The sequence below is a fragment of the Streptomyces sp. SID13666 genome, from assembly GCF_010548325.1.
In the GTDB taxonomy this organism is placed as follows: Bacteria; Actinomycetota; Actinomycetes; order Streptomycetales; family Streptomycetaceae; genus Actinacidiphila; species Actinacidiphila fildesensis.
Genome location: NZ_JAAGLX010000023.1, coordinates 81,965 through 95,944, shown reverse-complemented (window position 1 = coordinate 95,944; position 13,980 = coordinate 81,965). Strand labels below are relative to the sequence as shown.

Annotated in this window: 11 protein-coding genes; 10 read left to right on the top strand and 1 reads right to left on the bottom strand. The window is 73.7% G+C overall.

Going from position 1 to position 13,980, the window contains the following annotated elements:
* Positions 1–7 precede the first annotated feature (7 nt).
* The 10 genes from G3I60_RS26320 to G3I60_RS26275 all read left to right on the top strand — a co-directional run bounded on the left by G3I60_RS26320 (position 8) and on the right by G3I60_RS26275 (position 12,198).
* Positions 8–3,115, top strand: a complete 3,108-nt coding sequence (locus G3I60_RS26320) for a DEAD/DEAH box helicase (protein WP_164293503.1) — start codon at positions 8–10, stop codon at positions 3,113–3,115.
* On the top strand, positions 3,112–3,744 hold the full coding sequence (locus tag G3I60_RS26315; RefSeq protein WP_164293504.1) for a hypothetical protein: 633 nt from the start codon (positions 3,112–3,114) through the stop codon (positions 3,742–3,744). Before G3I60_RS26320 ends, G3I60_RS26315 begins: the two co-directional genes overlap by 4 nt.
* A gap of 124 nt (positions 3,745–3,868) precedes the next feature.
* On the top strand, positions 3,869–4,630 hold the full coding sequence (locus G3I60_RS26310) for a dienelactone hydrolase family protein (protein ID WP_164293505.1): 762 nt from the start codon (positions 3,869–3,871) through the stop codon (positions 4,628–4,630).
* A gap of 277 nt (positions 4,631–4,907) precedes the next feature.
* A complete protein-coding gene (locus G3I60_RS26305) occupies positions 4,908–6,971 on the top strand; it encodes a PQQ-dependent sugar dehydrogenase (protein ID WP_164293506.1) in 2,064 nt (687 codons plus the stop codon).
* A 341-nt stretch (positions 6,972–7,312) separates the two neighbouring features.
* Complete coding sequence (locus G3I60_RS26300) at positions 7,313–8,293, top strand: lysylphosphatidylglycerol synthase transmembrane domain-containing protein (protein ID WP_138354176.1); 981 nt, start codon at positions 7,313–7,315, stop codon at positions 8,291–8,293.
* Between the two features lie 67 nt (positions 8,294–8,360).
* Positions 8,361–9,083: a response regulator transcription factor gene (locus G3I60_RS26295; RefSeq protein ID WP_164607809.1), complete on the top strand. Its 723-nt coding sequence runs from the start codon at positions 8,361–8,363 to the stop codon at positions 9,081–9,083.
* Entirely contained in the window at positions 9,080–10,648 is a 1,569-nt protein-coding gene (locus G3I60_RS26290) for a HAMP domain-containing sensor histidine kinase (RefSeq protein WP_343241967.1), read from the top strand. The genes G3I60_RS26295 and G3I60_RS26290 overlap by 4 nt, the downstream gene beginning before the upstream one ends.
* Before the next feature lie 48 nt (positions 10,649–10,696).
* Positions 10,697–11,089, top strand: a complete 393-nt coding sequence (locus G3I60_RS26285; protein ID WP_138354174.1) for a hypothetical protein — start codon at positions 10,697–10,699, stop codon at positions 11,087–11,089.
* Complete coding sequence (locus G3I60_RS26280; protein WP_164607807.1) at positions 11,086–11,310, top strand: hypothetical protein; 225 nt, start codon at positions 11,086–11,088, stop codon at positions 11,308–11,310. Before G3I60_RS26285 ends, G3I60_RS26280 begins: the two co-directional genes overlap by 4 nt.
* A 36-nt stretch (positions 11,311–11,346) precedes the next feature.
* Positions 11,347–12,198, top strand: coding sequence for a hypothetical protein (locus G3I60_RS26275; RefSeq protein WP_239070254.1), 852 nt, complete (start codon positions 11,347–11,349; stop codon positions 12,196–12,198).
* Between the two features lie 43 nt (positions 12,199–12,241).
* Here the strand turns inward: G3I60_RS26275 and G3I60_RS26270 are convergent, their stop codons facing one another.
* Positions 12,242–13,966 (bottom strand): bifunctional 3'-5' exonuclease/DNA polymerase, encoded by a 1,725-nt coding sequence (locus tag G3I60_RS26270; RefSeq protein ID WP_164607803.1) that lies wholly within the window; start codon positions 13,964–13,966, stop codon positions 12,242–12,244.
* Between the last annotated feature and the right edge of the window lie 14 nt (positions 13,967–13,980).

The window sequence follows — 13,980 nt, the reverse complement described above, 5'->3', positions numbered from 1 at the left end:
CCGCACCGTGTTCGCTCTGCACGCGCTGTGGAGAGCGGATCAGCGGCTCGCCCTGTGGGCCGAGGACTCCCGGCAGCCGCCGGTCCCCGCGCCGGGCCACCCGTACGCCGTCCCCGGATCCGCCGTCGCCGAGCTGCTCGGCGACGGCGGATCCGCGCTCGGCTGGCTCGCCGGCCGGGCCCACGAAGGCCCGACCGGTCTGCTGCTGCCCACGCGCGACGGCGCGCCGCTGGCCTCGCCGGAGCTCGGCGGTCTCACCGCCGCCAGGGGCGTGCCCGTCGCACCGTGGACCGTCCCGTCGCTGCTCTTCGAGCCCGCGGAGGCCGCACTGCTGCTGGGCGAGCTGTCGACCGCGGGATTGCCCGAGGCGCCCTACGGTGCCGCGCTGCGCTGGCTGATCGCCGCCCACGACCTGGCCTGGCGCACGGTCGGACGGGGCAGGCTGCTGCCCGTGCTGGTCAGCGAGGCCGGAGCGCCGTACGCCCGCTGGCGCCCGGTCCGTGACGACGCCGGCTGGCAGGAGGCCGGCGAGCTCGCCGCCGCCGCGCCGCAGGAGTGCCGCGCCGAGCACCACGACGGCCGGCCCGACGGCCGTGCCGCCGCCACGATCCTCACCGACCTGCTCGACGTCCTCACCGACCGTGAGGCCCGCGCGGTCCTCGACGACGAACCCGAGCTGCTGCGCACCGCGCGCGGCCGGCGCCCCGCCACGACCGCCACCGAGCTGTGGCTGCGGGCCCTCACCTCGCCCACCGGCCGCGTCGAGGGCGCCGACCCCGACGAACTGGCCGAACTGGAGGAGCGGCTCACGGCCTGGCACCGCTCCGAGCCGCCCGTCCACGGCCCGCTGCGCGTCTGCTTCCGGCTGGTGGAACCGGTGGGCCCGGACCCCGCCGACCCGCGCGGCCACCCCTCCGACGACAACTGGCGGCTGGACTTCCTGCTCCAGGCGTCCGACGAGCCGTCCCTCATGGTCCACGCCGACGACGTCTGGAGCGAGGGCCCCGCGCTCAGCGCCCTGGAACGCAAGACCGCCCGCCCCCAGGAGGCGCTGCTGTCCGGTCTCGACCGGGCCGGCCGCGCCTACCCCGAGGTGCGGCGCGCGCTGCGCGGCAACCGGCCCGCCGGGCTGCCACTGGACCGGGCCGGCGCCCTCGGCTTCCTCCGGGACGCCGCTCCCGCACTGGCCGACGCGGGTTTCGGCGTACTGCTCCCCACCTGGTGGCAGCGCCCCCAGAAACTCGGCATGACCCTGACCGTGCGCACCCCGCAGCCCGGCGCCGTGGACATCGGCAGCCTGGCCGACCAGGACGCCATCGTCGCGTTCCGCTGGCAGGCCGCGCTCGGCGACCAGCCGCTGACCCCCGCGGAACTCGCCGAGCTGGCGGCCGCCAAGCAGCCGCTGATCCGGATCCGGGGCCAGTGGACCGAGGTCGACCCGGACACCATCGCCGCCGCTCTCGCCTTCCTGGAACGCGACGGCAGCGGCGCCACGGACTCCGGGCGGATCCTGCGGATCGCGCTCGACCCGGACGCCACGGCGGGCGGGCTGCCGGTCGCGTCCGTCAGCGCCGACGGCCGGCTCGGCGAACTGCTCTCCGGCCGCGCCGACCAGCGGCTGCGCCCGGTCGCGGTGCCCGCCGGATTCGGCGCGACGCTGCGCCCGTACCAGGAACGGGGGCTGGCCTGGCTCAAGTTCCTGTCGGAGCTCGGGCTCGGTGCCGTCCTCGCCGACGACATGGGGCTCGGCAAGACCGCCCAGGCACTGGCGCTGCTCGCGGTGGAGCACGCGGAGCACGCCGATCGCGCGGATCACCCGGATCACACGGCTGAGATCCGGCCGACGCTGCTGGTCTGCCCGATGTCGCTGGTCGGCAACTGGCGGCGCGAGACCGCCAGGTTCGCCCCGATGCTGCGGGTCTACGTCCACCACGGGGCCGGCCGGCTGTCCGGCGCCGAGCTGCGGGAAGCGGTCGCCGGCGCCGATCTGGTGATCACCACGTACGGGCTGGTGCAGCGCGACACCGAGGCGCTCACGCAGACCGTCTGGCGGCGCGTCATCATCGATGAGGCGCAGCACATCAAGAACTCCGCCACCCGCCAGTACCGGGCGGTCCGCGAACTGACCGCCGACCACCGCATCGCACTCACCGGCACTCCCGTCGAGAACCGGCTGGCCGAACTGCACGCCATCCTGGACTTCGCCAACCCCGGCCTGTTCGGTTCGGCGATCCGCTTCAAGGAGCGGTACGCCGTCCCCATCGAGCGCGACGGCAGCGAGGCCGCCGCGCAGGCGCTGCAACAGCGCACCCGGCCGTTCGTCCTGCGGCGGCTGAAGAGCGATCCGGCCATCTCGCGGGACCTGCCCGCCAAGCAGGAGATGACGGTGCTGTGCAATCTCACAGCCGAACAGGCGGCGCTGTACCAGGCGGTCGTCACCGACCTCCTGGAGCAGATCAAGGAGAGCCGCGGCATCGAGCGCAAGGGTCTGGTGCTGGCGTCGCTCGGCAAGCTCAAGCAGGTGTGCAACCACCCCGCGCAGTTCGCGCACGACGGCTCGCCGCTGGCGGGGCGCTCGGGGAAGGTCGCCCGGCTGGAGGAGACGCTGGAGGAGGCGCTCGCCGAGGGCGACAAGACGCTGTGCTTCACGCAGTTCGCCGAGTTCGGTTCGCTGCTGCAGGGGCACCTGGCCCAGCGGCTGGACACCGACGTCCTGTTCCTGCACGGCGGGGTGCCCCAGCGGGCCCGCGACGAGATGATCGAGCGCTTCCAGGATCCGGACGGCCCCTCGGTGTTCCTGCTCTCCCTCAAGGCCGGCGGCACCGGCCTCAATCTGACCGCCGCCAATCAGGTCATCCATGTCGACCGGTGGTGGAACCCGGCGGTCGAGGAGCAGGCCACCGACCGGGCGTTCCGGATCGGACAGCGCCGTGACGTCCAGGTCCGCAAGTTCGTGTGCGTGGGCACCGTGGAGGAACGCATCGACGCGATGATCGAGGCGAAGCGGACCGTGGCCAGGGCTGCCGTCGGATCCGGCGAGAACTGGCTGACGGAGCTGTCGACCGACGCGCTGTACGACCTGGTCGGTCTCGGCGCCGACGCGGTGAGCGAATGACAGGGCGGCCGGGGCTGCCCGGCAGGGCGCGCTCCTGGTCCCAGCGGTTCGCCGACCGGCTGGAGGCCATCGGCGCGACCGTGCCGCCGGGCCCGCCCGCCGCCGGGGTGACCGGGCTGGAGGTCGAGGCCGGCGCCGTGACGGCCCGGGTCAGGGAGGGACAGGCGCGCTACGACGTGCGGATCGGGCTGGCGGAGTTCACCCCGGCGCAGTGGACCCGCGCCGTACGGGCCGTCGGCGCCGACCCCGACTGCCGGGCGCGGCTGCTCGACAACGAACTGGCTCCCGACGCGGAGGACCTGTTCGCCAGGGCCGGTCTGCGGCTCTTCCCGGCGCGCACCCCGGATCTCGCGATGGAGTGCTCGTGCCCCGACTGGGCGCTGCCCTGCGCCCATCTCAGCGCGGTGCTGCGGAGCCTGGCCGACGCGTTCGACGCCGATCCGTATCTCGTCCTGACCTGGCGCGGGCGCACCCGCGAGGAGCTGCTGAAGGAGCTGCCGCCCGCCGTGCCGCGGCGCGAGCCGGCGGACTCGGCGCTGTTGCTGCTCGGCCGGCCGGCGATCACCGTCCGCGGCCGGAGTCTGACCGAGGTGCTGGGGCCGGCCTACGAGGCGTTCACCGGCTGGTGACCCGGTCCTGAGGCACGTCGAGCAGGCGGGCCATCGCCACCGGACCGCCGGGATCGGATCTCCGATGTCCCGCTGCGACTGCGGCTATTGGTCGGGATCCGAGTGCCTGTTCTAGGCTTGGATCATGGAATTCGAGATCGTCAGGGAAAGCATCACCATTCCGTCCGGCGACGGCTCCATGGGCGCCCACCTGGTCCGGCCGCAGGCCCCCGGCAGGTACCCGGGTGTGGTCGTCGGCTTCGAGATCTTCGGGCTGACCGCGCACATCCGTGACGTCGCGGAGCGGATCGCCCGTCTCGGCTACACCGTCATCGTTCCCGACTTCTACCACCGGGCCGGAACGGGCATCGACTTCACCGACGACCCGGACGGCCGCCTCAAGGGACTCGAACTCAGCGGCGGGCTCACCCGCGAGGGGGCCGTCGAGGACATCCGCGCGGCCGTGGACCATCTGCGGGGCGCGGAGCTCGCTGCCCCGTCCGTCGGGATGATCGGCTTCAGCTTCGGCGGCCATCTCGCCTATCTGGCCGCCACTCAGTTCGATCTCGCGGCGACCGCGGTGTTCTACGCCGGCTGGCTCGCCAGCTCCGACATCGGACTCGGCCGCCCGGGGCCGACCCTCACGCTCACCGAGGGCATCGCCGAGCACGGCGGCCGGCTGGCCTTCTTCGTCGGTGACGAGGACCACGCCGTCCCCGCCGCGGACCGTGCCGCGATCGGCGCCCGGCTGGCGGAGGCCGGCGTGCGGCACGAGATCATCGTCTACCCCGGGATCCCGCACGGGTTCTTCTGCGACGTCCGTGACTCGTACCGCAAGGAGGCCGCGGACGACGCCTGGATCCGCGTCCAGGAGCTCTTCGCGGCGGAACTCCCGCGGCCCGCGTAGCGCGTGGCGCTTCGTCCAGCCGGCCGGGCTTCCCGGCCGGCTGGGGAGCGCTCTCCCTGAACGTCCGATGTGTCATCAGGGCTGTCGATGCGCGTAACGAACTCCCCTCGGTTCATCGAACAATCGGGCTCAACTGGTCCGATCTATTGACGCAATTGGAAGGTTTCTTTACCGTCCTGTGCGGTAGAGGTTCGGCCCATCCGCCGCAGTTCGACTGTGACTTGTCATGTCATGATCAAGTACTGGGCCGAGCACGGATTCCGTAGGAGGACGCGCAATGCCGAGGCCCCCCACCCCTCGCCGATTCACCCCGAGAGCCCTGATCGCCACCGGGGCGGTCACGGCCACCGCCGCCGGACTGCTCGTGGCCGTCGCCGGAACAGGCAGTGCCGCTCCCGTGCTGCTCAGCCAGGGCAAGCCCGCCACCTCGTCGTCCGACGGCGGCACCGGATACGCCGCGAAGCTCGCGTTCGACGGCGACACCGCGACCCGCTGGGCGAGCGTCAGAAACGTCGACCCCCAGTGGATCAGGGTCGATCTGGGCACAGCGGCCACCATCAGCTCGGTCAAGCTGGTCTGGGACCTGTCCTGCGCCACGGCGTACAAGGTCGAGTTCTCGACCGACGGCAGCACCTGGAAGAGCGTCTACTCCACCACCACGGGCGACGGCGGCACCGACGACCTCGCGGTCAGTGGAACCGCCCGCTACGTCCGCACCACCGGCACCGCCCGCTGCCGGCCCACCATGGGCTACTCGCTGCAGGAGTTCCAGGTCTTCGGCGGCGGCAGCGCCGACACCCAGCCCCCCACCACCCCGGGCAACCTGCACTCCACCGGCTCGACGCCGACCAGTGCCGCGCTCGCCTGGAACGCCTCGACGGACGACACGGGCGTCGCCGCGTACGACATCTACAACGACGGCAACAAGATCGCGGAGGCGGCCGGCACCGCCACCACCAAGAACGTCACCGGGCTGACCCCCAACACCGCGTACCGCTTCACCGTCTTCGCACGGGACGCGGCGGGCAACGTCTCCCCGGCCAGCAACCTGGCCACCGTCACCACTCCGCCCAGTTCTGACACCCAGCCGCCCACCGCGCCCGGCGGGCTGGCCGTCACCGGGACGACCTCCGGCAGCGCCTCGCTCAAGTGGACGGCCGCGACCGACGACACGGGCGTGACCGGGTACGACGTCTACAACGGCACGGACGTCATCCTCCCCGACGTCACCGGCACCACGGCCACCGTCTCCGGACTCGCCGCCGACACCTCGTACACCTTCACCGTCAAGGCCAAGGACGCGGCGGGCAACGTCTCGCCGGCCAGCAACCAGGTCACGGCGAAGACCCTGCCCGACAGCGGCAGCGACAAGACCCCCTCCAGCATCAAGACCGTCTCCACCGGCTGGACGATCCCCTGGGGCATGAGCTGGCTGCCCGACGGCTCCGCGCTCATCACCGAGCGCGACTCGTTCAAGGTCTTCAAGCTCACCCAGGCCGGTGCGCGGACCCAGATCGGCACCGTGCCGAACGCGGTCACCACCGACGGTGAGGGCGGCCTCCTCGGTATCGCGGTCTCGCCCAACTGGAGCAGCGACCACTACGTCTACATCATGCACACCGCCTCGGAGGGCAACCGGATCGTCCGGATGACCTACGACGGCTCGACGCTGAGCGGCTACACCCAGCTCGTCGGCGGCATCAAGAAGAGCAAGTACCACAACGGCGGGCGCCTCAAGTTCGGCCCCGACGGCTACCTCTACGCCACCACGGGCGAGGCCCAGACCCCCGACCTCGCGCAGGACAAGAACTCCCTCAACGGCAAGATCCTGCGGATGACCACCGCGGGCAAGGCCGCCCCGGGCAACCCGTTCGGGACGCTCATCTACTCCTACGGCCACCGCAACCCGCAGGGCATCACCTGGGACCCGCAGGGCCGGCTGTGGGAGGCCGAGTTCGGCAACTCCAAGTACGACGAACTGAATCTGATCACGCCGGGCGCCAACTACGGCTGGCCCACCTGTGAGGGCAAGTGCTCCACCTCCGGCATGACCAACCCGAAGGCGCAGTGGGCGGTAGCCCAGGCGTCGCCCAGTGACATCGCCTACTCCGACGGCGCCATCTACATGGCGGCGCTGAAGGGCCAGCGGCTGTGGCGCATCCCGGTCAGCGGGACCACCGCGGGCACTCCGGCGGCGTACTACGTCAACCAGTACGGCCGGCTGCGGACCGTCGAGAAGATCCCCGGCAAGAGCGCGCTGTGGCTCTCCACGACCAACTGCGACAACAACGGCAACGCCGCCGACGGCGCGGACAAGGTCTTCCAGATCGAGCTGAAGTAGCAGAACCGGAACCGGGGCCGTGAGGCCACCGGTCGCAGACCGCCGGGCGGGGAGCAGGGGGCCCCGCCCGGCTTTGCGTTTCCGCGGGTGCGTTTCCGCAGGTGCGTCACCCCTTTGGCGGTGGGAGCGGGAGTACTCCTTCACGGAGTGTTCGGCCCGCGGACCCCCGCTCTTTCCGTGTGCGGGGCATGAATTGACGCAGTGGCGGGAACGCGCACAGCCCGCCCGGCAGCCGGTCGTGCGGGAGTCCGGGTGCCGGGACACGCTTACGCTGGGCGGATCGCCGCATCGCCGTAACCGCATTGTCGCTGTATCGAGACCACCTGTACCGAGGAGGGGCCATGACGCTTGCCCAGGCTGAACGGGTCAAGTGGCAGGGCGGGTGGCAGCGGACCTCGGTACGCTCCATGGCCGTCCTGATCCCCGTACTCGCCCTCGCGGTGCTCGCGGGCCGCCGTTGGTCGCTGATCGACTCCAGCGCCGACCAGCTCGGCGCCGCCGACCGCCAGTGGCTGGCCGTCGCGGCCGCCGCCGCCGTCATGACCTGGATCTGCTCGGCCACCGCCCAGCAGGGCGCGGTGGTGGAGTCGCTGCCGCCGGGACGGCTGCTCGCCACCCAGTTCGCCGCGTCCGCCGCCAACCACCTGCTGCCGGCCGGGGTCGGCGGCAACGCCGTCAACCTGCGGTTCCTGCTGCGCCGCGGACTGCCACCAGGCCGCTCGGCCGCCGCCCTGGGGGTACGTGCCGTGGCCGCCGCGGTGGTACGCGTCGGCATGCTGCTGATACTGCTCGCCGTCTTCCCGCACGCGCTCAAGGTCGACCGGGTCACCCCGGCCGGCCCTGCCCACCCCGTCGTCATCGTGTCGGTGGTGGCGGGCTGCGCCGTGGCCGGCGCGCTGCTGCTGCTCCTCGCCGGCCGGGTCCGGGACCGGGTGCGCACCTTCTTCGGCACGATGGTGGTCGATGTGCGGGCCCTGCACTGCAAGTCGGCACGGGTCGCGGCCCTGTGGGGCGGATCGCTGGCCTTCCCGGTGATGCACGCCACCGTGCTGGTGGCGGTGATCCAGGCGCTGAACGCTCCCGTGCCGGTCAGCGGAGTCGTCCTCGCGTACCTCTTCGCGAGCACCGCCGCGGCCTGGCTGCCCGCCCCCGGCGGCCTCGGCTCGCTCGACGCCGCCCTGGCCTTCACCCTGGTGACCGCCGGCGCCTCGGCCGTCGTGGCCACGTCGGCCGTCCTCGGCTACCGGCTCGTGACGGTCTGGCTGCCGCTGATCCCCGGTGTCCTGGTGCTCGCCGCGCTGATGCGGCGCCGCGTGCTCTGAGCGCCTGCTCCGCGCCGGCCCGAGCTGCGGCCGGTGGTCACAGCGGCCGGGAGTATGGTGCGGTCCCATGGTGGAACCACGGGTCGATCCAGCAGGTCGGGGGCGGGTCCTCGTCGTCGACGACGACGCGGCGATCCGCCGCTCGCTGGGCCGCGGCCTGCGCCTGGACGGCTTCCGCGTCACCGAGGCGGACGGCGGGCGCCCGGCGCTCGCCGGGCTGCGCGACGACCCGCCGGACGTGGTGGTGCTGGACATCTCCATGCCCGGCATCAGCGGTATCGAGGTGTGCCGGACGCTGCGCGAGGACGGCAACGACATACCGGTGCTGATGCTGTCGGCCCTGGACGAGGTCGCCGACCGGGTCGCCGGGCTGCAGGCGGGCGGCGACGACTACCTCGTCAAGCCGTTCGCCCTCGACGAGCTGGTGCTGCGGCTGCACGCGCTGCTGCGCCGCCGCCCGCCCCGGCGGACGGACACCGTGCGCGCCGGCGGCCTGCTGCTCGACCCGGCGGCCCGCACCGCACACCTCGACGGCACCGAGCTGCACCTCACCCGCCGTGAGTTCGAGCTGCTGGAGACCCTGGCCCGCAACGCGGGGATCGTGCTCACCCGCGACCAGCTGCTCGACCGGGTCTGGGGCTACGACTTCGACGTGCGGACCGATGCCGTCGACACCTTCGTGAGCTATCTGCGCCGCAAACTGGAGGCCGGTGGCCGGCCGCGGATCGTGCACACGGTGCGCGGGGTCGGCTTCGTGCTGCGCGACAGCCCGGCGGAGGGCGCGCGATGACCATGCGGCTGTCGACGCGGATCGCGATCGCCGTCGGCGTGCTCGTTCCCCTTCTCGTGCTCGCGTCGGGCTGGCTGCTGGTGCGGCTGGTCGCGAACGATCTGCACGCCCAGGCCGACGCCCATCTGCGGGAACGCGCGGCGGCGATGGCGCAGGACGCCCGCAACCTGCTGCGGGTCACCGCGGCGGACCGGTCGGCCGCCGCCGAGCAGGCCAAGGAGAAGCGGCTGTTCACCTCGGCGCTGGACGTCGGCATCCGGCTCATCGGCCCGGACGGCACCGTGACCGGCGGGCCGCAGCCCGGCGCGTCCTTCACGCTGCCCGCCGACGCCCGCCGGCCGGTCACCGTCCGCGACGGGCAGCGGAGCTGGCGGGTGCTGTCGGTGCCGGTGGTCGCCAAGCGCCCGGCGGCGACCGGCACCCTGTGGATCTTCTCGCCGGACACCGCGAGCCAGTCGCAGATCCAGCTCGTGCGGCGGCGGGTGGTGATGGTGGCGCTGCTGGGCGCGCCGCTGGCCGCGGCCGTCACCTCGCTCGCCGCCACCGCCGCCGTACGCCCGCTGCGCAGGCTCCAGCGGCGGGCCGCCGGCCTCGACCCGGGCACCAGTGCGGCCCGGCTCGACCACGAGCCGTCCAGGATCGCGGAGGTCGACGACCTGGCGCTGACGCTGCGGACGGTGCTGTCCCGCTACGACGAACAGGCCGCGCGCACCGCCGAGGCGCTCGCCACGGCCCGCTCCTTCTCCGCCGCGGCCTCGCACGAACTGCGGACCCCGCTGATGAGCATGCGGATCAACCTGGACGTACTGGGTGGCCACCCCGGCCTTGACCCCGCCGAACGGGCCGAGATCGTGGCGGACCTGAGCCGGGAGCACGCCCGGCTGCTCGGCCTGCTGGTGATGCTGCGGGCGCTGGCGCAGGGCGACCTCGTGGAGGCCGACGCCTTCGGGCCCGTCGATCTCGCCGAGGTCGTGGAGTCCGCCGCCGCCGCGCTGCGCGGCAGCCGGCCGGGCACGGCACTGACCGTGCGGAGCGGGCCCGGGCTCCTGGTCCACGGGTGGGAACCGGGGCTGCGCTCGGCCGTCGACAACCTGATCGTGAACGCGCTGACGCACGGGGGCGGCGCCGTCGACGTGACACTGAGCGCCGGGGAGGACGGGCACGGGCCGGGTGAGGTCGCCGGTCCGTTCGTCGTGCTCACCGTGGACGACGACGGGCCCGGGGTGCCGCCGGAGTCCCGGCAGCGGGTCTTCGAGCGGTTCCGGCGCGGCCCCGACAGTTCCGGCTCCGGCCTCGGTCTGACGCTCGTCGCGCAGCAGATCTCCCTGCACCGGGGCACGATCCGGATTCTGGACCGGCCGGCCGGCGAGGGCCGTGCCGCCCGGGGAGCCCGGTTCGAGGTACGGCTCCCGCTGGCCGTGACCGGCCGGCCGGACTCCGGACTCCCGTCGCGCAGGGACTGGTTGAGCGGGGAAACGGCGACGGGAACGGGACCAGTGACGGGACCCGTGACGGGAACGGCGCCCGGTCAGGCCCCACAAGGTTTCCACAAAGACCGCTCCTAGCGTCGTCCCGCGGCCGGGCACCGTGCCCGGTCCGTCGAGGAGGACACCATGCGCACCACTCGCACCACCCGGACGGCGATCGCCGCGTGCGCGGCCGTCGCCGCGCTGCTCGGCGCGGCGGGAAGCGCGGCCGCCGCGCCGTCCGCGCCCCCGACCGGGGACGGCGCCAAGGCGGTCTGCAAGCGCGCCCCCAAGGCCGACGCGCGGATCGACAAAGCGCTCGCCCGGCTCAACGGGAACGCCGCCACGAAGGGATCCGTCGCCCGGCTCACCCAGCGCGTCGCCAACGCCAAGTCGGCCGGTCACAGCGAGATCGAGACCTATCTCAACGACCGGCTGACCTTCCGCAAGTCGCTCGTGCCGACGCTCCAGCAGCGCCAGAAGGACCTCAAGTCGGTCCTCGTCTGGTGCCAGGCCAACAACAGCGGAACCTCGAAGTGACCACGGGATCACGGCTGGCCGCGGTCACCGCGACAGTGCTGCTCTGCGCCGCGCTCGCCACCGGCTGCGGTGACAAGGGCGGTGGCGCCGACGGGTCCGCCACCACTCCCACGCCGTCCGGTTCGCAGCTCGCGCACCTCGACAAGGTCGTCGGCGACGCGGAGTCGGCGGCGAACGCGGCGGAGTCCGATGCCGCGTCCGACGCCGCGTCCGACAACTGACGGACGGCTCACGTAACCTGTGCGGCCATGGAGTCGATGGCACGGACTTTGTGGCTGCGCACGGAACCACTGCACGCGGTGGTCTACTTCGACGCGCAGTGCCGCGAGATGGGGCGCTCGCTGGGTCTCAAGGGCTACTGGATGGGGTACTTCGCCACCCGGTCCGCCCCACTGGGCCGCGCACAGCCGTCGGTGGTGACCGCCGCGTTCGGTGTGTTCGCCCCCGGACCGGTAGCCCGCGCGCTGCCCGCGTCGTGGGACATCACCACCCCCGAGCGGGCACTCGACCTGCGGGCCGAACGCTCGGCCGCCGCCCTGCGGGCGCTCGATCCGGAACTGGAGCGCCGGGCGGAGCGGCTGACCGGTCCGCTGCGCGCGATGGTGGCGGACGCACCCGCACTCGCCCGGCCGGTGTTCGCCGCCAACCGGGCCCTCCCCGACCGGGCGGACCCCGTGGAGCAGGTGTGGCAACTGACCACCTCACTCCGTGAGTTCCGCGGTGACGCGCATCTGGCCGTACTCGCCGACCGCGGCCTCGACGGCTGCGAGGCACTCCTCCTCGCGGCCGCCGACGGCCGGGTGCCCGCCGACTCCATCCGGCAGGACCGCGGCTGGACGGCGGAGGAATGGGCGGGCGCCGGTGCCCGGCTGCGCGAACGCGGACTGCTCGCGGCGGGCGGTGCCCTCACCGAACGCGGACGCGACGAGCGCCGGTCGATCGAGGACGACACCGACCGGCTGGCCGGCCGTCTGCTGCGCCCGCTGTCCGGCGACCGCGCGCAGGCGCTGTTCAGCGACCTGGCCCCGGTGGTGGACCGCGTCCTGGCCGGCCAGGTGCTGCCGTTCCCGAACCCGATCGGCCTGCCCCGGCCGGTGCGGCCGCTGTAGCCGGGTAGCCGATCGGAACGAGCCGGGTCGTCGGACCGCGAAGCTACTTGGCGTCGGCGTAGCACTCCACGACGTTCGTCTCCAGCGGGAAGCGGACCGGGGTGTCGCCGAAGACCAGGCGGCGGGCCTCCTCGCCCGCCGCGGCGACGGCGGCCTCGACGGGGCCCGCGAGGCCGGTCGGGGTGTGCACGATGATCTCGTCGTGCTGGAAGAAGACCAGTTGCGGCTCGGGGCCGATCGCGGCGAGGCGGCGCCGGGTGGCGGCGAGCATCGCCAGGGCCCAGTCGGAGGCGCTGGCCTGGATGATGAAGTTACGGGTGAAGCGCCCCCAGGAACGGGCGGCCCGCCGGTCGGGCGAGGAGCCGTCGTCGGAACCCGATCCCGAACCGGATCCGGAACCCAGGTCCGCGTCCTCCGTGTCCAGCCAGCCGGAGGCCGGCGTCGGGGAGGTGCGGCCCAGCCGGGAGCGGACCACGCCGCCGCCTTCACCGATGCGGGCGGCGGATTCGACGAGGCCCATCGCGTCGGGGAAGCGGCGGCGGAGAATCGCGAGCAGCTGACCCGCCTCGCCGCTGGTCTGCCCGTACATGGCGGCCAGCAGGCCGATCTTGGCGCGGCTGCGGTCGCCGCCGAACGCGGTGCGCGCGATGCCCGCGTAGAGATCGCCCTCCGCCGCCGCGGCGGCCAGGCCCGTGTCGGCCGACATCGCCGCGAGCACCCGGGGCTCCAGCTGGCCTGCGTCGGCGACGACCAGCCGGTGGCCGGGGTCGGCGACGACGGCGGACCGCAGCAGCCGGGGGATCTGCAGGGCGCCGCCGCCCCGGGTCGCCCAGCGGCCGGAGACCACCCCGCCGACGACGTACTCGGCGCGGAACCGGCCGCCGCGCACCCAGCTCTCGCGCCAGGCCCAGCCGTGGGCGGCGTGGATCCTGGACAATTCCTTGTAGCGCAGCAGCAGCGCCGCCGCCGGGTGCTCGACCTCGCGCAGCACATGCGAGCGGGTCGACGGCAGCTGGACGCCGACCCGGGCGAAGGCGGGCAGCACCTGGGCGGGGGAGTCCGGGTTGACCGGGCTGCCGAGCGCCTCCTGGACCTGGGTCGCGAGTTCGCCCAGCAGCTTGGGGCGGGCGCCGCCCGACGGGCGCGGGCCCAGCAGACCGGTCAGCAGTTCGTCGTGCACGGCGGCGCTCCACGGCAGTCCGCCGCGGCCCATCTCGGCGGCGGCCAGCGATCCGGCGGACTCGGCGGCGCACAGCAGCCGCATCCGGCCCGGGTGCTCGCCCTCCTGGAGCCGGCGCTGCTGCTCGGCGTGCACGGCGACGACGGCCGTCAGCGGATCGGCGTCCTGCGGCAGGTGGTGCCGGTCGGCCGCGAAGAGCACCGGCTGGTCGTCGGCCGCGCCCTCCCGGGCGTCCTCGGGGACCGGCAGATCGTTCAGCCGCGCCCACGCGGCGCCGAGCGAGCGCGGCTGTCCGTGCCGGCCGTCCCGGCCGAGCAGCAGCGTTTCGACGAGTTTCAGATCGTGGCAGCGGGCCGGCCGTACCGGCAGCCGGTCGAGCAGCCGGGGGTACAGGTCCTCGGTCGCCGCCCACACCCAGCGCGGCCCGCCGGACGCCTCGCGGGCGGCGATGGCGGCGGCGAGATCGGCCACCCGCTCGGCGGACCCGGTCGGTACGCCCTCCTCGTCCAGCGCCAGCAGCCGCCCGCCGTGCCCCACGGGGTCGGGTGCGACGGCGACGCGTGGCGCGGAGGGCAGAGGAGTGCTCACGGGTCGAGCGTAGA

What these genes read in the sequence shown, in the direction of transcription:
- G3I60_RS26315 (WP_164293504.1), top strand. Translation starts at nt 3,112, where the DNA reads ATGACAGGGCGGCCGGGGCTGCCCGGCAGGGCGCGCTCCTGGTCCCAG.
- G3I60_RS26310 (WP_164293505.1), top strand. Translation starts at nt 3,869, where the DNA reads ATGGAATTCGAGATCGTCAGGGAAAGCATCACCATTCCGTCCGGCGAC.
- G3I60_RS26305 (WP_164293506.1), top strand. Translation starts at nt 4,908, where the DNA reads ATGCCGAGGCCCCCCACCCCTCGCCGATTCACCCCGAGAGCCCTGATC.
- G3I60_RS26300 (WP_138354176.1), top strand. Translation starts at nt 7,313, where the DNA reads ATGACGCTTGCCCAGGCTGAACGGGTCAAGTGGCAGGGCGGGTGGCAG.
- G3I60_RS26295 (WP_164607809.1), top strand. Translation starts at nt 8,361, where the DNA reads ATGGTGGAACCACGGGTCGATCCAGCAGGTCGGGGGCGGGTCCTCGTC.
- G3I60_RS26290 (WP_343241967.1), top strand. Translation starts at nt 9,080, where the DNA reads ATGACCATGCGGCTGTCGACGCGGATCGCGATCGCCGTCGGCGTGCTC.
- G3I60_RS26285 (WP_138354174.1), top strand. Translation starts at nt 10,697, where the DNA reads ATGCGCACCACTCGCACCACCCGGACGGCGATCGCCGCGTGCGCGGCC.
- G3I60_RS26275 (WP_239070254.1), top strand. Translation starts at nt 11,347, where the DNA reads ATGGCACGGACTTTGTGGCTGCGCACGGAACCACTGCACGCGGTGGTC.